Consider the following 21981-nt stretch of genomic DNA (forward strand, 5'->3'; position numbering starts at 1 on the left):
TGCAAAAATAACTTAAATTAGGGATATTTGCAGGTAAGATTTACAATAGTTACAACGTTTACATGAAACAAAAAGCATTAGCAGCACTTTTATACCTTTTCGCTTTGATGCCATTTTGGTTCATCTATATGATATCTGATGTGTTGTACTATGTATTCTATTATATAATAAGATATCGCAAAAATGTCGTATTCGATAACCTTAGAAATTCTTTTCCAGAAAAAAGTAACGAAGAGATCATTAAAATAGCGAAGAAATTTTATCGTTTTTTCCCTGATATGATTTTAGAATGTCTAAAATTCAAAAACATCAGTCTTATCGAAGTAAAAAAAAGAATCACACTCGTTAATGAACATGAACTAACTCGACACCTCGATCAAAATAGAACAGTTATTGCTGTCACTGCGCATTATGGCAATTGGGAGTATGGTATTCACCGTTTAGGTGCCATTACTGAAGCTCCTACGCTCATTGTATACAAGCCACTTAATAATAAAACCATAGATAATGTTTACAACCAGATTCGCTCTCGATTTGGGGCAATCATGGTTCCTATGAAGCAAATCGTGCGACATCTGGCCAAATTAAGAGGAAAACCGAGTGTCAGCGTTTTTGTAGCAGATCAGGCTCCATTATATTCTGATGCTGACTATTTTTTGCAGTTCCTAAATCAGGAAACGCTTGTTTATACCGGTGTTGAACGAATTTCTAAAATGACAAATGGTCCTGTTGTTTTTTGCCACATCGGAAGAAAAGAAAAAAGAGGATATTATTTTTGTAAATTTACAACATTAATTGAAGATCCATCTTCTTACAGCGACAAGGAAATCACCCATATCCATAATGCTTTTACGGAAAAAATAATCCGTGAAGAGCCACAATATTGGCTTTGGACACACAGAAGATGGAAAAGAAAACGTAGAAAATGAAAAATTATCCTAAAGTAGCAGTTGTTATTTTAAATTGGAACGGGAGATTTTTCTTAGAAAAATTTTTACCTTCTGTATACAACAGCAGTTACCCTAATATAGAATTTGTAATTGGAGACAATGCTTCTACAGATGACTCTTTATCATTTGTAAGTGCTTCATATCCTAAAATTACCATCTTAGAGAACACCGAAAACTACGGTTTTGCGGGTGGTTATAATCATATCCTTTCGCGTGTGGAAGCAGACTATTTTGTATTGCTTAATTCTGATGTCGAGGTTACGCCAAACTGGATAGAACCTGTCATCGAAATGTTAGAAAGGGATAGACATCTTGTTGCTGCACAACCGAAGATACTTGCTTTCCATAATAAAGCAAAATTTGAACATGCCGGCGCCGCAGGTGGATACCTCGATCGGTATGGCTTCCCATTCTGCTGTGGACGTATTATGGACAAGGTAGAGTATGATCTTGGCCAATATGATGATGAAAAAGAAATATTTTGGGCTTCAGGAGCCTCACTATTTATCAAAAGCTGGGCTTGGAAAGAAGCACAGGGATTAGATGAAGATTTTTTCGCCCATATGGAAGAAATAGATCTTTGCTGGCGCTTAAAAAAAATGGGATATCGTATCGGTTATTGCCCCGACTCTACTGTTTATCATGTAGGAGGCGGAACATTAAATGCCAGTAACCCACAAAAGACTTATTTAAACTTTAGGAACAATTTGTTTATGTTGCAAAAAAATCTTCCTATAGGGCAGTTATTTACAGTTATATTTATTCGTTTCTGGTTTGATTTTGCAGCCTTATTGAAATTTATCCTTGATCGCAAGTTTAAAGATGCTTGGGCTGTTAGCAGAGCACATCAGGCTTTCTTCCTGCATATTTTCAAAAACGCTAAAAAGAGAAAAAACCATATACCAACAGAAAATAAGACTGGACAATATAAGAAATCAATAATTACTGATTTCTACCTAGATAAGAAGCAAAAGTTTTCTGATCTGGATCAAGAGAACTTTTTTTAAACGTTTTACTAAGAAGATGTAAAAACGCATAAAAATGCAGCTCTCATCAATAGCTGCATTTTTCATTAATTTATGTTTACAAATTGATCAAACGTACTTTTTATTTGTAAATTCGCAACATGTCATCCATGGATATTGAACAAAAAATAACTTCACTAACGCAAGAGCTAAACCATTATAATTATCAATATTATGTGTTAGCTCAAAGCCTTATTTCAGATTATGATTTTGATCTGAAAATGAAAGAATTGGAAGCCTTAGAAGCACAATACCCTGAATTCGCAGATCCCAACTCGCCTACACAACGTGTTGGTGGTGATGTAACGACAAAATTTGAGACCGTTAGACATCGCTGGCCAATGTTATCATTAGGTAATACTTATAATCAAGATGATCTTCGTGATTTTGATCAACGGGTACGTAAAATAATCGGCGATAACTTTGAATACATCTGTGAATTAAAATTTGATGGTCTGTCCATCAGCCTTACTTACCAGAATGGTAAACTGGTAAAAGCGGTCACGCGCGGAGATGGAACACAGGGCGATGTGGTGACCAATAATATCAAAACAATAAGGAGCATTCCTATTCATCTAAAAAAGGGAAATTATCCCGAAGAGTTTGAAATAAGAGGTGAAATCTTTATGCATAAAAGTGCGTTTCTACGTCTAAATGCAGAGCGGGAAGAGAACGAGGAACAAACTTATGCTAATCCGCGTAATTTTGCTGCAGGAACGATCAAGCTACAGGACTCTGCCGAAGTCGCCAAAAGGCCTTTGGATTGTTTCTTGTACTTTTTATACTGTGAAAATAGAAATAAACTATTCCATAATCATTGGGAAAGCCTCGAAGCTGTCAAAGAATGGGGATTTCACGTTTGTGAACACACGCAGAAATGCCAGACGCTAGATGATGTTTTCTCCTTCATCGATTACTGGGATGATAAAAGACATGAGCTGAGTTATGAAATCGACGGTATTGTCATTAAAGTAAATGACTATGGCGCACAAGAGGAACTGGGATTTACAGCAAAGAATCCACGTTGGGCTATCTCCTATAAATTCAAGGCTGAACGTGTTGAAACACAGCTCGAATCCATCAGTTACCAAGTCGGACGTACTGGAGCAGTAACTCCTGTTGCCAATTTAAAACCTGTTAGTTTAGCAGGGACAACTGTAAAAAGAGCTTCTTTACACAATGCGAATGAAATCGCAAGACTTGACCTTCATGAGGGAGATACTGTTTTCGTAGAAAAAGGTGGTGAAATCATTCCGAAAATACTTGCAGTAAATGCAGATAAAAGATTGCCATCTGCCAAACCTTATACATATCCGACACATTGTCCCGAATGTAATACCGAACTGATTCGTCAGGAAGGCGAAGCCGTTCATTATTGTCCAAATGAAGATGGATGCCCGCCTCAGATTATAGGAAAAATGCAACACTTCATTGGCCGTAAAATGATGGATATAGAAGGATTAGGCGATGAAACTATAGAAACTTTCTATAGGAAAGGGATTCTTAAGAATGTTGTTGATATCTATGGCTTAAAAGATCATCAGGACCAATTACAGCAATTGGAGCGTTTTGGACAAAAATCTATCGACAATATGTTGAAGGGAATTGAGAAGTCCAAAGAAAAGCCATTTGAAAAATTACTCTTTGCATTAGGAATTCGACATGTTGGCGAAACAATTGCTAAAAAACTAGCACAACATTTCAAAACAATCGATGCGATTAAGGCTGCTTCTGTTGAAGAAATAGCTACTGTGCAAGATATCGGGATCCGCATTGCGGAAAGTATACATGAATACTTACATGTACCGGCCCACGAAGATTTAATAGCAAAACTAAAATCTTACGGTTTACAGTTTGAAATTGAAGAGAAAGAAGTAATTTTGGACAGTAATGCATTAACTGGCCAAACATTTCTGATATCGGGTGTATTTACAAATCATTCGAGAGAAGAATTAACTGCACTTATTGAAAGTAATGGGGGTAAAATGGTTTCCAGTATTTCAGCGAAATTAAGCTACCTGGTAGCGGGAGATAAAATGGGGCCTTCAAAATTAGCAAAAGCAGAAAAACTAAACATCAAGATGATCACTGAAGATGAATTATTAGCTTTGATCGCAGATACAACAAGTATATAAATTAAATATTAATCTTTACAAACAACACAATGAACGAGCTTCATGGAGCTGGTGTAGCATTAGTTACACCTTTCAACGCAGATGGAACAGTTGATTTTGATTCTTTAGCACAGCTAATTGACTATCAAATTGACTCAGGTATGAATTATTTAGTCTCTTTAGGTACTACTGGTGAAGTAGCAACATTAACGAAAGACGAACGAAAGCGTATCTGGGATTTCACTGTCAAACAGGTGAATGCTCGCGTACCATTGGTTGCGGGTATCGGAGGAAATAATACGGCAGAGATTGTAGAGCAGATCAAAAATTTTGATCCTACAGGATTCTGTGCTATACTATCCGTATCTCCTTATTATAATAAACCCGTACAGGAAGGAATATATCAGCACTATAAAGCAATAGCTGAGGCTTCTCCCCTACCTATTATTTTATATAATGTACCAGGACGTACAGGAAGCAACATGACTCCTGCCACGACAATACGCTTAGCAAAAGATTTTAAGAATATCGTTGCAACAAAAGAAGCTTCTGGCAACTTTGCTCAGTTTAACGAGATCTTAAGAGATAAACCAGCTGATTTCTTACTGATTTCGGGTGATGATCCTGCAACCTTACCTATGATGGCTTTAGGTGCAGTGGGAATCATTTCTGTTGTTGGAAATGCATATCCAGCTCAAGTTTCAAAATTAGCTGCTTTATGTACTGCAGGTAGTTTTACTGAAGCTAGGACGATCCACAATGCGTTGCTTGAAATAACAGATCTTTGTTTTGTTGAAGGAAATCCTTGTGGGGTTAAATATATCCTACAAGAAAAGGGTATCGGTCAAGATTATGTACGCCTACCTTTAATACCGGTATCAGCAAACATTCAGACTGCTATTAAAGCAGAAATGCAAAAACTAAAATAAAATACCCTACTATAATCATTGTATATTTAAAATCTATTAATTATCTTTGCACTTCCGTAAGTACGGAGAAAAATTAATAAACATAATTATTTAACAAAATGCAACAGTACGAATCTGTAATCGTTCTTACCCCGTTGCTTTCTGAAGATGCTGCGAAAGAAGTAATCGCAAAATTCAAAAACATCTTAGCAGAAGGCGGAGCCGAAATTGTCGCTGAAGACAATTGGGGTTTGAAAAAATTAGCGTATCCAATCCAGAAAAAAACAACTGGGTTTTATCACTTAACTGAATTCAAGGCTCCAGGAGAATTAATCAATAAATTAGAGGTTGAATACAAACGTGATGAGCGTGTAATGCGTTTCTTAACTATTGCTTTAGACAAACATGCTAAAGCTTATAGCGAGAAAAAACGTAGCGGTGCATTCAACAAAAAAGCGGAAACTAAAACTGAGGAGGGATCAAACTAATGGCTAACGAAAATATCCAATACGTAACTGCCCCTAAAGTAGAGGACAATCGTAAAAAGTATTGCCGTTTCAAAAAGAATGGTATCAAATACATCGATTATAAAGATGCTAACTTCTTGATGAAATTTGTGAATGATCAAGGTAAAATTTTACCTCGTCGTTTAACTGGTACGTCATTGAAATTCCAACGTAAAGTAGCTCAAGCGGTTAAACGTGCTCGTCACATCGGCTTGTTACCTTACTTAGCTGATTCATTAAAATAAGGAGGACTAGAGAACATGGAAGTTATTTTAAAACAAGATATCAAAGGCTTAGGTGAGCAAAATGATATCGTAAATGTAAAGCCAGGTTACGGTCGTAATTATTTAATCCCTCAAGGATTTGCTATTCAAGCGACTGTATCAGCAAAGAAAGTTTTAGCTGAAAACATTAAACAAGCTCAGTTCAAACAAGATAAAATTAAGAAAGACGCTACTGAATTAGCTACTAAGTTGGAAACTATTAAGTTATCAATCGGTGCTAAAGCTGGTGAAACTGGTAAAATCTTCGGTAAAGTAAACAGCATTCAAATTGCTGATGCTTTGAAAGCTAAAGGTTTTGATGTTGACCGTCGTCGTATTACTTTCGAAGTAGAACCTAAAGAAATTGGTGAATACTTAGCAAACTTAAACTTACACAAAGAAGTAAAAGTTCAAGTTCCTTTCGAAGTAATTGCTGAGTAATTCTTATTCAGTTTAACATATAGAAAAGGAGATAATTTTGGTTATCTCCTTTTTTTATGACGTAGATCGTGCTTATATTAAAGCAGTCTGTCTATCTACTGGAATAAAAGAGGGTAATCATATTATTTATGATTACCCTCTTTTATATTATGCATATTCCTAGATGAGTTTTCCATATTTCAGTTCAATATGAAATTGCTATGTTAGTTTATAATACCGCTCTTTTTTCATTCATCCATACGATGAAATCTATACAGAGGGATTTCAATAAAATGAGTTCATACACAAAGCTCGGCTATAAAATTCATAATATCAAGATTACAATTTTAACATAAGACCTACTGCTCCACCACCAAACAATGAATTTCTGTTTTTATCTCGTCCCCATACTTTCCATAGGGTTTTCCCCGCCTGTGTAACTGCATCATCTTCTTTACTCACGTAATTAAAGCTAGGGGCTACGAATACGGATAGTTTTTTATTTAGACGTAGCTCCGGAATTAATCTAAAACTAGAATGGTTATTGGATAATAATTTAAATTTGTCTGTAAACTGATTCCGGCTGGATATCTCAGCACGTAGCATAAACCTGTTCCCATGTAAAAAAACCGCTCCTAAACCTGCTTCAAAAGCATAACGGGCAGTGTTATCATCTTTTAATGATGCATGTGCTCCTAAAATGCTATAGAGAACACGACCACCAGATCGGAATTGCACACCTAAATATGCATCTTGATCAATGGCAATAGAAATACTCTTCTCACCATTTTTAATTAAATTTAATAAGCCAATCGGATAGTCGCTGCTATCTGCAATATTAACTAACCCAGCAAGCTGAATACCTTTTACTTTATTGCCAATGTTGGCTATACCTGCAACTTGATTGCTGACAGTACCTTTACTGTGATTAAATCCACCTGCTAGTTGTGTCGCTCCTGCACTTTCTTTCATCATATTGCCTATTCCAGAAATTTGAACTCCTTTCACCGTATCGGCCTTATTTAGTCCTCCTGTTAATTGCACTCCTTTGACATCACCAAATACTTGATTCGATATTCCTGCTACCTGAACACCATTTACATCGCCTCCCACGACATTGAACCCTCCTACTAACTGTAACCCTTCCATATCGTATTGATTGAGATTAAAAACTCCACCAATTTCTAAACCTTTTACCCCCGCAGTAGAACCTCCTAGGATATTTATTGAAAATTTATTAACAATCTGTGAGCGAATAAAACCATGCGAACTTAATCCCGGAGTCATCGATATCTGATATGGACTATATAGAAAAAGTCCGCCAAGATTCATATTTTGAATACTTTGAGCCGGTGATAAAAATACTCGTCCAAAAAAAGATCGATAAAAACCATTGTCTTGCTCATATTCCGTAAAGTAACCAAACTTTCTTTTTTTACTACCAACTTCTGTATCGATGGGAAAAATTACTAAAACACTTGTATCACGAAACATTGCTTTACTTACATTAACAGCAATCAAACTAATTTTTTTCTTAACATCGAGTTCGAAATAACCGTTTTTATCGGTTAAAGTAGAAAGTAGTGCATCGCGATCAAAAATACTAGCGTCAGAAATAGGTGTGTTGGTTCGGATATTTTTGATATAGCCCGTGATAACAACTTTATTTTTATCCTGCGACTGCACTTCAACGTCTACTGCCATACGTTGTGGTGTAAATTGTATAATAATATGCTTGCCAATTTCCTTAAAACTATATTCCTTTCCTAACGTATGATCCAAAAAGCCATATAATGATCCCTTATATGCCGATACTTGAATCACACTATCAATCTGCAGTATATTGCTATTAAAAGAAAACAAAGTACCATGCTTTTCATGCAGCACCTGAAAAATTTGACCTACTGTCATATTCGAATAAGCAGGTATTTGAATCTGGGTCGCTAACTGCTGCTGTGCATCCGCTTTTGAAAAGCTAAACAAAACTAAAAATATGAATAGGTAACTAAACTTTTTTAAAAGTGGCTTCGTAGTGATATGATTGATAAATTTTACCAAAAACATGATTATCTAGTTATATGAATAATTGAATCTTTAATAATAACCTTACATTTAAATGTGTCCGATATGACCTGTAAAATTTGATTTAGACTATTTTGTTTAAATGTTGCCGTTAACAAAAGCTTTTTGTCTGCTTCGCGATCAATAACAATTTTTTGATCATACGCCTTAATTAATAGTTCTACGACACGCTCTAACTTGGTATTTTCGAAGACAAACTCACGATCTACATAGTATTTATAAAACAAGTCTGGCATCTTTTTGACTGATACTTTAGTGGTATCACCATCTTGGATCGTCATCATTTCTTTAGGATGCAAGTAAACCTCTTTATTGCTGTATGAAACTTTAACCAAACCTGTTGCTACAATTACTTCGGTAGCTCCTTCATGACGACGCACATTAAAACTTGTGCCCACAACAGTAATCTGGCTCTTACCTGATTTAATCACAAAAGGATGCTCTTTGTCTTTAACCACATCAAAAAATACCTCTCCTTTCTCTAATTTTACATTTCTCCGTTTACTCATCCATGTTCGGGAATAAACAATTTCTGAGTTCTTATTAAGTGTAACCTGAGAACCATCTGGCAGTGAATCTGAAAGAACAGCGGTAGCACTAAAAAGATTTTTTTCTTGCTTATAGCTATTATTAAATAAATAAAACCCTAATGAACAGATGACCAGCACTCCAGCCGCTGCCCACCAGTTCCATTTCATCATTACTGTTTTATTCTCAGCAACTTCTATTACTCCAGCATCTCTATTTTCTCTAGCGAATTTAAAATTTTCCCAAGCTTGATCGACATCTACCTCTGGTGCTTCAAGTGGTTTAGGTAAACGGTCCCACATATCTTTTATTTTTAAATATTCAGATTTATTCCTAATATCTTGTTCTAACCAGTTTTTGACTCTAATATTTTCTTCATCATTGGTTTCTCCAATGATGTATTTTTCTAGCAATTCCTTATTCATAATATATAAATGATATAAAAAATAATTACAGTTAAATAATCCATCAGCTCAAGACGTAAGTGTCGCAACGCTTTGGTCATATGTCCTTCAACAGTTTTAATGGAAAGATCCAATGTCTGAGCAATATCTTTATATTTCATCTCTTGAAAACGGCTCAGCTCAAAAACAGTACGACTCTTTTCAGGTAGCTTAGCTAGTGCTACTTGTAGTTTTTGATCAAGATCTTTTGCACTTTGATCGACAGCAGGAACAAATTCTTGCCTACTTTGCTGATAAGACTGATATTTCATCTTTCTCTGCTCTTTTTTTAAAAAATTCATACTTTCATTATAGACAGCACGATATAAGTAAGCTTTTAAAGATGTATGTACTTCTTCCTCCCAATTTTTCTCCCATAGACGCAAGAATACTTGTTGTACGATCTCTTCAGCGCTCTCACTATCTCTCAAATAACGAAATGCAGAACGGTGCAATTCCTTATAGTACAAACGAAACAGTTGCTCAAATTTCTTTTCTTTATTTTCTGACATTGATTGAATTTTCCGGATTCATGAAACAATCTACTTTTATTTATGACAACTGAACTGGCCTATACCCTTATACTAATTTCATTTCTTTTTATTGATTCAAATCTAAAATATATAAAACGATAATAATTTAATTTTTTTCAAGGGTATCATGATTTTATGTTGTCATAAAGGAAAGACGAATAATTAATCAATACAAATACGTTTAGAAAAATGAAAACAACATTAAAAACTGCCCTTATGGGATTGACATTATTAGGATTGTCCGCCGCAGCAAAAGCACAAGAAGTTACTTATGGACTTCAAGTTGGAAGCAATTATAACATGACATCTTTTGGTAACAAATCCGTCAAAGATAATAATGGAAAAGTGGGTGTTTCTGTCGCTGGGTTTGCCCGTATTGGAAATGAATTATTCTTTCAACCGGGTTTAGGAGTAAGCTTGTTACGTAAAGAATATACTTTTGACAAGAATGAGAAAACGCCAAAATTCTATCAGATAAATTTACCGCTTCAGATAGGATATAAGTTGATCAATGATGGCGATTTTAATTTACGTGCTATGTTGGGACCACAATTGAATTATGACATTAAAACCGTTAAATCAACAGCAACTACTGATTATAAAAAGTTTTCTTTTGATGGTCGAATTGGATTAGGCCTTGATATTAGCAAATTGACATTAGATGCTTATTATAGTCATGGATTTAGCAGTATTGATAAAACTCTTGGTGCTAAAAACAGAACGGTAGGCATCATGGTGGGCTACAAATTTTAATCAAAATAATTTTAAAATCACGAGCGTTATCCTAAAGAATAACGCTCGTTTTTTTGTAAAACTGATCATTACAATTTAACAATGATTAAAAAAACTATTTATTATCGATCATCTTTATACGGCCTTCTTCCTGTGTTACAAGTTGTTTTTCGATAGCTATGCCAATCGCATAACGCATCGAAAATTCAATTTGCTTACCCATTTTCTGAAAATCAAATTGACGAGCCAAGTATCGGACTAAATCATCTTCAACGATACTTAAATTCTGTTCGACGGCTTCTTGCAATGCTACTATAATTTCCTCTGGGGCTATATCTTCTGAATTTCTTCCTATTCCAGCATTTGACCGATAATAGTTGATATCAACCACACTTTGTTCCTTCCAATAAAATGGCTGACGGTGTTTGGTTACATGCGAAGGAACATCTACTATTATTTCAGATAGAATTCGCTCGATTTTAACACTAGGTTTCGCTTCCCAATGTTCCATAATACGCTTATATAAAAAAGACTTACTTATGGGTGATTCATGATGAATAAGCAACTCCATCTGTCTATGGATCAATGCCCTATTTCCAAGATCTTCTAAACCCTCTGCTCCGATAGCAAATGCTTTTGGCAAATGAGTGCTCTCATAAGGGATCTGTTTAGAAATTATAGGAGAATAATCAATTTCTTCAATATGATATCCATTCTGATGAATACTTTCTGTGACGTTAGCTAAAATATGGTCATGCTCTTCTGTTTTTAATAGCAATGCATTAACTTTTTCCAAAATGGATTCCACTATAAGGTCCGCATTCTCAATCCAATCCAATGTCCAGATTCTAAAAATATTCCAACCTAAACTTTCCAACATTTTTGGTAATACCAGTTCACGGTCGTTGGTAGTTTCCGCTTGAAAATAATTAAGTCCATCTAATAAAATCGATAAAATATAGCGTTTGGGATGTTCGGGGTGAACAATACCTAAATCAACTCTATAGTCAGATGTTCCTATATTGACATTGACGATTAATCCTTCGGCACGTAATCTATTTGCGATATTTTGGGTTAAATTAGCATGATTATCTGTCGTGGTTATTTGGCTAGCATCTAGTACAAGGTGTCCTTTTTCGGCAAAAGTCAGAAAATTTTTCAAACCCGCGACTCCTTCTGAAGCGGTACGATTTAAGTTTATCTGATCAGATCTAAGTGTTGCAAAAACTTTCATTTCCTCTCGAGCCCGAGTTACCGCAACATTCAGTCTTCTCCAACCACCTTCCCTGTTCAACGGTCCGAAGTTCATACTCACTTGACCATTTTCATCTGGTCCATATCCAATTGAAAACAAAATAACATCTCGTTCATCACCTTGAACATTTTCTAGGTTTTTAATAAAAATAGGTTCATCACTTTCCGTAGCCCATGCTTCCAGCTCCGAATCAAGTCGATACAACTCGTTTAGCTTATCTTCTATAAGATTCTGTTGTACTTGACTAAAGGTGACAATACCGACGCTTTGTTTTCGAGTTTTTGCATTCTGAAACCGTCTTGCGACATCTTCAACAATTGCCTGTGCTTCGAATTTATTCTGTCGGGTTTTACCCTTGTCATAATGACCTGATACATGCTGGTAAGTGACACGACTATTTAAATCATCTGCTGATGGAAATGTTAATAATTTATTGTCATAATAATGTGAATTACTAAAAGCAATAAGACTTTCGTGTTTACTTCGATAATGACGTAACAAATATTTTGAAGGGAATGATAAAGAAAGACAGTCATCTAAAATACTTTCAAGGTCCTCAATTTCCATATTTTCCTCATCTACTTTATTCGTCATGAAGAATGATGTTGGAGGCATCTGTTTTGGGTCACCTACTATAACCGCATGTTTAGATCGAGCTAAAGAACTGACAGCTTCACAAGTGGGTAATTGAGAAGCTTCATCGAAAATTAATAAATCAAACTGGTCCGGATTTACCTCAAAATATTGAGCCACTGAAATTGGACTCATAAGCATACACGGAGCTAAACGAGGCAGTAGCGCTGGAATTTGATCGAATAGCTTTCGAATGCTTACACCACGTCCCCGATTTTTAATGGCACGCTGTAAAATTGCTATTTCAGATCCTTGAAGAGCTTCAATAGTATTATTTGGCAACCGTTCATTTAGTCGTAACAATAATTCCTTTTTAGTCAATTCAGTGAAAGAATTTGCAATTTGTTTATACTTTTCGATCTTATCTTCAAATAATCGGACATTAAACATATTAAGTGCTTCATGCGAAGCGATCACTTTATTGGCCAGATTGTAATGAATGATATAATCAAAATGTTCCAAAAGATGTTCTTGTTTAAGATCATCTTTTTCATACAATTCAATAAACCAGTTTAAATCTAATGATATAGCTTTTTCTTTTGTTTTCGAATAATTTGTCCAATTCTTTAAATAATCAATTTGATCAATAATACCAGACATTTTACCTTCGATTTCAGTCAGCCAATCGACCTGAACTGGATAAGACCGAATATCTAATTGCGTTAAAGTTTGAAAATCATTACTCTTAATAAGTAGTTTACCCCATACCTTTGTTAAACTGTGTAAAGTATATTCTTGATTTGGGATCAATTGGGTTGTTTTTGTTTTCGACTTTTCAATCCACTTTTGTACAATATCAGTTACTGTAACATTACTTAATGCTAATAATTGTCCATTAATTATTTTCAGTGTCTCAATTTGCTCCTGCACAAGTTTTAAATTAGTATCTTCTTGCAGGTAAGAGCTGCCTAAGCCTTGATGGATTGCCTCATACTCTTTAGACTCAACTACTGTCCTTATTTGTTGAAAGGCATTGACATAAGCAAAAAATTGATCGAAGGTTTCATCTTCATGTAAAGGTATAGTACTAAAAGCTGACAAACCTTTCTTTACTTTTCTTTTTTTAAACCATTTTGGTAAAAACCAGGTCTGTTTTGCCTCACTCCATAAAGACTCTAATGCTGTCAAATTAGCATCGAGCACGCTTTTGTGGGCATGATTTAATAAAACCTGACGTCTGATCTGATATATTTCAAAATCTGAGATCCATTTCTGTAATCGCTCTTCTTGCGATTTGCTTAATAGCATCTTCCAAAGCGATAAATCCGTCTCAGGAAGTTCCGTTAAGGACTTAATAAGCTGATCGAATAAATACAAATCTGACCAAGATAAGTTCTGAATCGGCATATCAAAATTTGATATGAACTGACGTAGCAATTGTCCATACTCCAACAGAGTATGATTTAATTCTACAGCAGAAGATACAACTTCCTGTTGGATAGCACTTGAGTATTGCACAAGAGCAATACCTTTGAACGGATTCTGACTAGGATTAGCGATAATCTTTGAAACAGAATTTAAATCGATTACCAAATCTTTCCATGTTCGCCATTTCTCATTTGTCAAAGAATCAAAAAATGTTTGAGAGAGATCGATTTTAGCGAACTGATAAGATTCTAAAGTTGTTAATGCTGTAATACTATCGTACAAACTCCAGCCAATAGGTTGCTGTTTATGCAATTGGCTAATATAAATCTGTAACTCTTTTTTAGCATTTATTAAATGATTGGCCTCATCTTGAAAATTAAAATTACCCTTCAACTGTGGCTGTTCCAAAGTTTCTGCAAGCTGTGAAAGTACATCTGATTTTTTTGCTTTATTGGAGTGGAGTTCCAAACAGAAATTGGATAGACCTATTGCTGCCAATCGCTTATATACAACATCTAATGCGGCTTTCTTCGCAGCAACAAACAATACTTTTTTGCCCTGATAAAGTGCATTTGCAATAATGTTAGTAATCGTCTGGGATTTACCTGTCCCAGGAGGACCATGTAAAACAAAACTTTGATTCTGATTAGAAGTGAAAATTGCTTCTAATTGGGATACATCTGTTGCTATAGGCAACGCTAAAGCAGATGGGTTTATATTATCAAAATCTAATGGAACTTCCTCTTTTCCAATATCTAATCGCAATTGGCCATCGATAAGGCTACGAACAATGCTACTTTTTGCAATTTCTTCAGATTGATGTGCAATATCATTCCAAAGAATTAATTTGTTAAAAGAGAAATTACCCAAAATCACCTGATCTACAATATCCCATCCCTTAAGTCCCATGATTGCTCTTCGCATCTGTGCGATCAATTGTGCAACATCGATTCCTTTTCCATCTTTAGGAAGCTCTTCGAGATCCCGGAGATCCAAACCGTGTTCTTGACGAAGAAACTCTAATAAGGTAATATTGATCATCGCCTCTTCTTCGCGGCTTTTGAGGACAAATTTACTGTTGATAGAGCGTCGCGTCAGCTCAACCGGAATTAATATAATTGGAGCAGATCGAACTTGGGCAAGCGTTTTTTTATCCCGCCACTGTAACAGTCCTATAGCTAAGAATAAAGTACTGGAGCCGTTCTCTTCGATCGATAATTTGGCATTGCGAGATATATGAGTCAGAATTGTATCTAAATCATCAGCATGATAATAAGATAATAAACGGTTATGTGCTAATTCTTCTTTTGCCAATTGATAGGCTGGCGATGAAGGATGTAATGAAGGATTCAAGATATTGTACTGCTTCAGTATGGGAGCATCAGCACTAGCACTGATCGAAAAACTTTTACCATCAACTAACAGGTCTTCCAGGTCATGAATATTTACATCCATAATCTGCAACATATTTTTTGTCATACGCAAATTAAGAAGATTGTTGCGCAATGACAGGTCTAACAGCTTTCTTTCCCAGACTTTCTGCTTACTGATGGATTTATTATCATTTCCGTCAAATTCTTTATAAATTTTTCCTACCTCAATCGTTTCTTCTTGCATCTTCAAATCTACTTGATTTCGTATAAACTCATGCTCAAGATCGAAAGAATCATCTATCTTTAATGGCAGCGGTTTGATACCGCTGGCACGCGCACGCTTTATGTCGATGGAAAGAAAGAAATCATTCCTTTCTATCAGGCTCGCTTCCGCAAGATCAATTGCCTGATTAAAGTTAATACTAGCTCCTTTACAAACACTTGTTGACTCAACAACAACAATTTCACTTATTCCTTTAGCAAAACGTTTAGTAATAGCGGTTTTATCTTCGTTAATAATCTGCGCAAATCGATCTTGATGAAGCCAACATCCTACGAAAGCATGTCCTTTAGTAACTATTATTATTGGATTCAAATCAATGGCCTCCAAACATGCTGCGTAGAGTAAACTAATATCAATACAATTACCAAAACGTTTTTTTGCAATAACATCGACCATCCTCAGCCGTTGTCCATTCTCTTCAAAACTAGGCGGTAATGCGCTGTATACTATTTCTTGCGCTTGCAAAGCATGGTATATCGCCCGCATCATTTCAAGAATCCGCGATGGATCTGTAGCCTGGTACCCCTCAAATTTAACAGGTAAATTTTGCTGTTCTAGATAGGCAATCGCCTTACTTTTAACAGCATAAATGTAAGGATGATTAGGTGTAATATAAGATGCTAATAATTCTGGAAGAGTATTAAAACCTCCAAAAAATGATAAGGGTTGCAACGCTATAGATATTACTTCTTTTGTTAATAAATTTTCGTCCTGATAGACTCTAATTTGAAAAGTACTTCGTTCAACCTCACTTAATTGAAGGAAATAAATTGGCTTGACAATAATTTTATCCGTGGGTATCTTAACAGATAATCCGACGGGTAGATAGGCTAATTCATAAGAAAAAGGTTCCATCCACGCTCCCTCAGTATCAATTTCAATTCGGATTTTTTCTAAAATTTGATCACTCTTAGAAGAGAGCATCAAATTGCTCAAAAAAGTAATCTGATTTTGATACATAGAAAGATTTAGAAATTCTGCTACATCTCTTTCTATATAAACCTGTCTCATATTATCCATTCGCATTTTATCTTATTCTCTAATATAAAAAAGATCGTTAACAGTTTAAGTATCTTTTATCTTAAATAATTATCATTTCAGATTATTGCGCAATAAAAACGGGTATTTTCACTGCATGTCGTAATTTATTTACAGTTTCTCCGAAAACAAAATCCTTAACTCCCGTATGTCCATGGCTCCCAACAATTAATAGGTCAGCCTCATATTGTTCACATATCTTCGCAATAGAAGCAACCCGATTATTATAACCCAGTTCAAAATTAACTTGATAAGCTCTATCGGAAAAGAAATGTGCATATTTCTCTAATCTTTCCAGATCTTGTCTAGACTCTAAGTCATCCGTACTTTCTCCCGTATATTTCACGCCTGCACTTTCAACAATATGCACCAAGATAAAATGAGAATTCGTATTAGCTATAGAAAGGGCATACTGTACTGCTTTTGTATCTGAAGTTGAGTAGTCCAAAGCAAGTACAACTTTATTGAACGATATGGGTTCATCAAACTTTAAATCTTCAAATGGGGGGTGGACATCCAATACAATTGCTCTATTTTTATGAAGTATAGGATAAATAAAGGTCATAATCAACAAAACGATCATGCCTGCGGCCCCAAGAATTAATAAAATAGTTAACCAGAGTACATCATATTTAATAATCCATGTTGAGATTTCCTCATATACCAGTTTGATATTAAGTACTGCTATGATAATAGCTATAAGCCATGCCAATATTTGCATATAAGGCTTTATAACGAAATTTCCCATCTTTTCCTTATCACTTACAAAATGAATTAATGGAATAACTGCAAATGCCAACTGCATACTTAATATAACCTGACTAAAAATTAATAAAGAGCCAACTTGAGATTCTCCAGCAATTAATATGACCAATACTGCTGGTATAATTGCTAATAATCTAGTAATAATTCTTCGGAGGGTGGGACTGATCCGTAATCTCAAATATCCTTCCATTACAATCTGTCCTGCAAGGGTTCCAGTTACGGTAGAACTTTGACCTGCCAATATCAACGCTACTGCAAATAATTTAGGAGCGAGATCTGTTCCTAATGTTTTTCCCAATAAGTGATAAGCATCTTCCAGATCTGCTACATCATGCATTCCGTTTTTATGAAAAGCGGCAGATGCGAGGATGAGAATAGCGGCATTGACCAGAAAGGCTAGATTTAAAGCAATTGCACTATCAAAAAAATTATATTTGAGTGCTTTTCTTATGGAATGGTCATCTCTGTCTATTTTTCGCGTTTGTACCAAGGCTGAATGTAAATACAAATTATGTGGCATTACAGTAGCTCCGATAATTCCTATTGCAATATAAAGTGCAGCACTATTGGGTAAGCTTGGAATAAAGCCGGTCATTACTTCACCGAAATCAGGTTGAACTAAAAACATCTCTACCATAAAGCACAGACCAATCATCGTAATTAGACCAATAATGAAAAGTTCCATCTTTCGCATACCTAACTTCTGTAGATACATAATCAAAAATGTATCTGCAAAACTGATTAATACGCCCCAAAGGATATCTATTCCAAAAAGTAAGTTTAATCCGATCGCCATTCCCAATACTTCCGCGAGATCACAGGCCGCGATTGCTATTTCTGCCAAGATATAAAGCACAAAATTCATGCGCTTTGGGTATGTCTCCCGATTACACTGTGCGAGATCTTTTCGTCTCACTATTCCTAGACGGGTACAAAGGCTCTGCAAGAGTAAAGCCATGATGTTACTCATCAACAAAACCCATAATAGGGCATAGCCAAACTGACTTCCTCCGGCTAAATCTGTAGCCCAATTCCCAGGATCCATATAACCTACACTAATTAAATAGGCCGGTCCAAAAAAACTGAGGATTTTTTTTATTTTTGATTTGCCCTTACTGATTTCAACACTTTCGTGCACATCTGAAAGAGATTTTTCATGCTGGTAAGGATCTTTACTCATTAGGATTGCTATGTCGTTAATATGCCATCTATCTCGCGGAAATAAAGATATAAATCCTAAAACGAAAAACTACATTTTTATCTTTTTATTAGAAATCAAAAGACAACTGTCCCTCCTCTTTAGCAGGTTTGGGGAGGTTGCCAAATTTAAATTCTTCTATTGTATCATATTGTTTTCTAATGGGATTAAATCTTCGCAAGAAAATACTAGAACAAAAAAAATCTAAATCTATTGCTTTGAAATTTTCAAAAGCTACTGCAAGCTTATCCTGATCCAACTTACGCCCAACTGTCAAATGAGGTTCAGTACTTTTAAACATTTCCGTATCAAAATCGATACTGGTAATGGCCTGCATTTTATTTTTCAAGAACTGTTTAGATTTTAATGCTGGAGCAATGAAAAAAGCACCATTTTTTGGAAAAGCGCTATATTCATCGAAATAGACATATTGTGAATTTTCATATTTAAGAATCTCTGTGACTTGTTTTTTTATCTTTGATAAAGTCGCACGATCCGCGAGATACTCACAAATTGTAATATGTGCCAATGAGTGACAACTGGAAAACCATCCAATCTTGTTCTTTAAACTTTCTTTGATTGACCTTACCATCTGAATACCCTTTTCACAGGGTTGAAATACCAATGAATATTTTTCTAATTCTGTGACCATTTCCATTCCTTTCTCTAATGATTTTGACTCCTTTTAAAGATAACCATAATAAGGTAATAAGAAAAACGTAATGGCTTATTTTGAGAACGGTTTAAGGCTAAATTGAAGAAAACTATCATGATGTCATAAATAAAGTAGTTTTACCTTTACTGGTGCTGCTATAAATTTCGCTTTTAAATCTCTGAATTTAGTTATATTCCATAAAGAACCATAAGCATCTATTTGCAATTATTTTTTAAGTAACTTTGTCCATTATTCATTAAATACGACAATAAGGTGTCTTTCGATAAATTAAAATTAAGCAAGCGGTTACAAAAATCCATGGAAAGTTTGGGTTATTTAACACCCAAGGAAATACAAGTGAAATCAATGTCTCGGATATTAGGAGGCCAAGATATTATCGCTATAGGTCCTGACGGTTCAGGTAAAACGACAACTTATATCCTAAGTGTACTTTCTGGACTTAAATTCAACGTTCCTGATGCTCCAAAAGTTTTGATTTTAGCTCCTGATCAAGAATGTGTTCAGGCTATTGTTGATCAATTTTATTTGATCAGTAAAAATAAAGACCTTAGTATTATTGGATTACGTGCTGGAGGTAGTATGGAGCAAGAAATTGAAAAACTTGTCGCTGGTGTTGAAATCGTTGTTTCTACTCCAAATAGAGCAAGAGCTGTCTACCTTAAATTGGGCTTAAATCTTAATTTAATACATACCATAATTATCGATGATGCAGAAGAGGTAATTAAAAATGGTATGATAACTCCGGTGAAAGAACTTGTTCAAAGTGCTAAAAAGTGTCAGCATCTTGTTTTTAGTACAGTGGAGCATGAAAAATTGCACCAGATGATTGATGGTTTTATGGTTTCACCAGCCCTGATCGAAGTAGAAGAACTTGCTGCGGAAAAACTTAATGTACATGATATGTTCCTATATCAGGTTCCAAATTTCACAACTAAAATCAATCTTCTCAACAGCTTAATGCTGGACAACGAAGTTTTTGATAAAGTGATCATTTTTGTTAATAGTAAACTTACTGCACAAAAATTAGGGAAAAGCTTACACCGTAAATATAACGATGAGATCGTTATATTTAACCCTTTATTTTTTGAAGATAAAAGCATTTCTGACATCGAATTATTTAAACAAGAGGATGCTCATCGGATCTTAATCGTTGCCAATGAAGGAACTGAAGTATTAGATCTGTCGGGAATACCGTATATTTTTCATTTTGAAATCCCCGAGAATAACGATACGCTTATACAACGAATCATTAAATCAAATACAGAAGAGCAACTGTCATTTACTTTTGCAACAGATTTGGAGTTGCCTGAAATCAAAAAAATTGAGCATACAGTAGGTCAAAAAATGGAAGTTCTTGATTTACCAGAAAAATTATCAATTTACAGTGCAAAAAAGGGAAATACCTCATTAATTGATGATGATAATGATGGAACACGTGGTGCAGCTTTCCATCAAAAGAAAGAAAGTAATAGTAAAACATATAATTATGGTGCCGGGAAAAAAGCTAAGATGACCATGAAGAAGAAAAAGGGTTAAATATCGTCCTTCATATAAAATCTAAAAATCACGGAACTATCACTCCGTGATTTTTTGTTTTTTGGCTTAATATAGATCATCCCGATATGGTTTAGCCTTTTTAATTGTGAACTTGTGACGATTCAATGAAATTTAACCTGTTATAAAATCATTAATTATATTTTATCTTTACAGGTCTATTGAGTGGCGCTGTAAGTTATAAATAATGAAGGAAGCTATTTACCACTATGCCTCTTCTATCTTGGTTATATTAAAATAAAAAAATGTACAATTTCAAAAATGACTATTCTGAGGGTACGCACCCAAATATTCTCAATAAATTAATAGAAACAAATCTTGTTCAACAACTTGGTTATGGAGAAGATGAATATGCTATCCAAGCAAAAGATATTTTAAAAAATAAGATCAATAACCCACAAGCTACCATACATTTTCTTTCCGGAGGCACGCAGACCAACCTAATTGTTATTTCTTTTCTTTTGCGCCCCCATGAAGCGGTGATCAGTGCTAAAACCGGACATATTTCGGCTAATGAAACAGGAGCTATTGAGGCAACCGGCCATAAAGTAATTACTGTAGAAACCGCTGATGGCAAACTTAATCCAGTTGCTATTGAAAGAGCATTGCAAGAATATGCACTAAAACCGCATGTAGTAAAACCTAGGATGGTTTATATTTCCAATTCAACTGAGATCGGCACGATCTATCTTAAGAAAGAATTAGAAGATCTGGCAGCATGTTGTCTTTCGCATAATTTATTGTTATTTCTTGATGGTGCTCGATTGGGACACGCTTTAATGGCTCAAGATAATGATTTAACACTCCCTGATATTGCAAAATTAACAGATGTATTCTATATCGGTGGAACGAAAAATGGTGCATTATTAGGCGAAGCTGTTATTTTTAAAGATCCGCATCTGGCAGAAGATTTTGATTATGTACTGAAACAAAGAGGTGCAATGTTAGCGAAAGGACGTGTACTTGCTATACAATTTCTTGAATTATTCAAGGAAGACCTATATTTCGAATTAGCAGATCATGCTAACAAAATGGCCATGAAAATAGCAAAAACTGTAAAATCCAAAGGTTTTTCTTTCTTAACAAATTCAACTACAAATCAGATCTTTCCTATTTTACCCAAAGATATGATTGCAAAACTCCACGAAAATTATTTGTTCTTTGTCTGGAAAGAAATAGATGACGACAATGCTGCCATTAGATTAATAACATCATGGGCAACAGACGAACAATATGTCGATGCATTTATTAATGATCTAAAGAAATTATAATTTATTATTTTGACAATCCTAAATAGGTTTTACCTGTGTAAAGTATTTAGAATCTATAAATAA

16 protein-coding genes are annotated in these 21981 nt (G+C 35.0%); 10 read left to right on the forward strand and 6 right to left on the reverse strand.

What is annotated here, in order from left to right; all coding sequences use genetic code 11:
- Positions 1-62: 62 nt before the first annotated feature.
- The 7 genes from JAZ75_RS24835 (at position 63) to rplI (ending at position 6207) form a co-directional block, all read left to right on the forward strand.
- Complete coding sequence (locus tag JAZ75_RS24835) at positions 63-929, forward strand: lysophospholipid acyltransferase family protein (protein ID WP_208699261.1); 867 nt, start codon at positions 63-65, stop codon at positions 927-929.
- The gene (locus tag JAZ75_RS24840; protein WP_208699263.1) at positions 926-1957 is read left to right on the forward strand and encodes a glycosyltransferase family 2 protein; all 1032 of its coding nucleotides are present in this window, start codon (positions 926-928) and stop codon (positions 1955-1957) included. Before JAZ75_RS24835 ends, JAZ75_RS24840 begins: the two co-directional genes overlap by 4 nt.
- Before the next feature lie 119 nt (positions 1958-2076).
- Complete coding sequence (gene ligA, locus JAZ75_RS24845; RefSeq protein ID WP_208699265.1) at positions 2077-4110, forward strand: NAD-dependent DNA ligase LigA; 2034 nt, start codon at positions 2077-2079, stop codon at positions 4108-4110.
- A 29-nt stretch (positions 4111-4139) separates the two neighbouring features.
- Positions 4140-5018 (forward strand): 4-hydroxy-tetrahydrodipicolinate synthase, encoded by an 879-nt coding sequence (gene dapA / locus JAZ75_RS24850; RefSeq protein ID WP_132843240.1) that lies wholly within the window; start codon positions 4140-4142, stop codon positions 5016-5018.
- Positions 5019-5116: 98 nt separating this feature from the next.
- Positions 5117-5485 carry a 30S ribosomal protein S6 gene (gene rpsF / locus JAZ75_RS24855; protein WP_021191489.1) on the forward strand — a complete coding sequence of 123 codons (369 nt, stop codon included), beginning with the start codon at positions 5117-5119 and terminating at the stop codon, positions 5483-5485.
- Positions 5485-5748 carry a 30S ribosomal protein S18 gene (gene rpsR / locus JAZ75_RS24860; protein ID WP_021191490.1) on the forward strand — a complete coding sequence of 88 codons (264 nt, stop codon included), beginning with the start codon at positions 5485-5487 and terminating at the stop codon, positions 5746-5748. Before rpsF ends, rpsR begins: the two co-directional genes overlap by 1 nt.
- 15 nt (positions 5749-5763) lie before the next feature.
- The gene (rplI, locus tag JAZ75_RS24865; protein ID WP_021191491.1) at positions 5764-6207 is read left to right on the forward strand and encodes a 50S ribosomal protein L9; all 444 of its coding nucleotides are present in this window, start codon (positions 5764-5766) and stop codon (positions 6205-6207) included.
- 318 nt (positions 6208-6525) lie between these two features.
- Here rplI and JAZ75_RS24870 read toward each other — a convergent pair whose 3' ends face one another.
- Genes JAZ75_RS24870 through JAZ75_RS24880 form a run of 3 tightly spaced genes read right to left on the reverse strand, consistent with a single transcriptional unit; the run spans position 6526 to position 9751 of the window.
- Positions 6526-8250, reverse strand: coding sequence for a hypothetical protein (locus tag JAZ75_RS24870; protein ID WP_208699267.1), 1725 nt, complete (start codon positions 8248-8250; stop codon positions 6526-6528).
- Between the two features lie 2 nt (positions 8251-8252).
- Complete coding sequence (locus JAZ75_RS24875) at positions 8253-9221, reverse strand: FecR family protein (protein ID WP_208699269.1); 969 nt, start codon at positions 9219-9221, stop codon at positions 8253-8255.
- Positions 9218-9751, reverse strand: a complete 534-nt coding sequence (locus JAZ75_RS24880; protein WP_208699271.1) for an RNA polymerase sigma-70 factor — start codon at positions 9749-9751, stop codon at positions 9218-9220. Before JAZ75_RS24880 ends, JAZ75_RS24875 begins: the two co-directional genes overlap by 4 nt.
- A gap of 210 nt (positions 9752-9961) precedes the next feature.
- On the opposite strand from JAZ75_RS24880, the gene JAZ75_RS24885 reads away from it, so the two are divergent.
- Positions 9962-10525 carry a porin family protein gene (locus JAZ75_RS24885; protein ID WP_208699273.1) on the forward strand — a complete coding sequence of 188 codons (564 nt, stop codon included), beginning with the start codon at positions 9962-9964 and terminating at the stop codon, positions 10523-10525.
- Between the two features lie 94 nt (positions 10526-10619).
- Here the strand turns inward: JAZ75_RS24885 and JAZ75_RS24890 are convergent, their stop codons facing one another.
- The 3 genes from JAZ75_RS24890 to JAZ75_RS24900 all read right to left on the reverse strand — a co-directional run bounded on the left by JAZ75_RS24890 (position 10620) and on the right by JAZ75_RS24900 (position 19069).
- Positions 10620-16436, reverse strand: coding sequence for a DUF4011 domain-containing protein (locus tag JAZ75_RS24890; protein WP_208699276.1), 5817 nt, complete (start codon positions 16434-16436; stop codon positions 10620-10622).
- Positions 16437-16518: 82 nt separating this feature from the next.
- Positions 16519-18399: an Nramp family divalent metal transporter gene (locus tag JAZ75_RS24895; protein WP_132843230.1), complete on the reverse strand. Its 1881-nt coding sequence runs from the start codon at positions 18397-18399 to the stop codon at positions 16519-16521.
- Between the two features lie 88 nt (positions 18400-18487).
- On the reverse strand, positions 18488-19069 hold the full coding sequence (locus JAZ75_RS24900; RefSeq protein WP_208699278.1) for a 2'-5' RNA ligase family protein: 582 nt from the start codon (positions 19067-19069) through the stop codon (positions 18488-18490).
- 321 nt (positions 19070-19390) lie between these two features.
- Between JAZ75_RS24900 and JAZ75_RS24905 the strand changes: the two genes are divergently transcribed.
- The gene (locus tag JAZ75_RS24905) at positions 19391-20629 is read left to right on the forward strand and encodes a DEAD/DEAH box helicase (protein ID WP_410528618.1); all 1239 of its coding nucleotides are present in this window, start codon (positions 19391-19393) and stop codon (positions 20627-20629) included.
- A 263-nt stretch (positions 20630-20892) separates the two neighbouring features.
- Positions 20893-21918 (forward strand): threonine aldolase family protein, encoded by a 1026-nt coding sequence (locus JAZ75_RS24910; RefSeq protein ID WP_208699282.1) that lies wholly within the window; start codon positions 20893-20895, stop codon positions 21916-21918.
- Positions 21919-21981: the final 63 nt, after the last annotated feature.

Source organism: Sphingobacterium sp. UDSM-2020 (genome assembly GCF_016132525.1).
Lineage (GTDB): Bacteria > Bacteroidota > Bacteroidia > Sphingobacteriales > Sphingobacteriaceae > Sphingobacterium > Sphingobacterium anhuiense.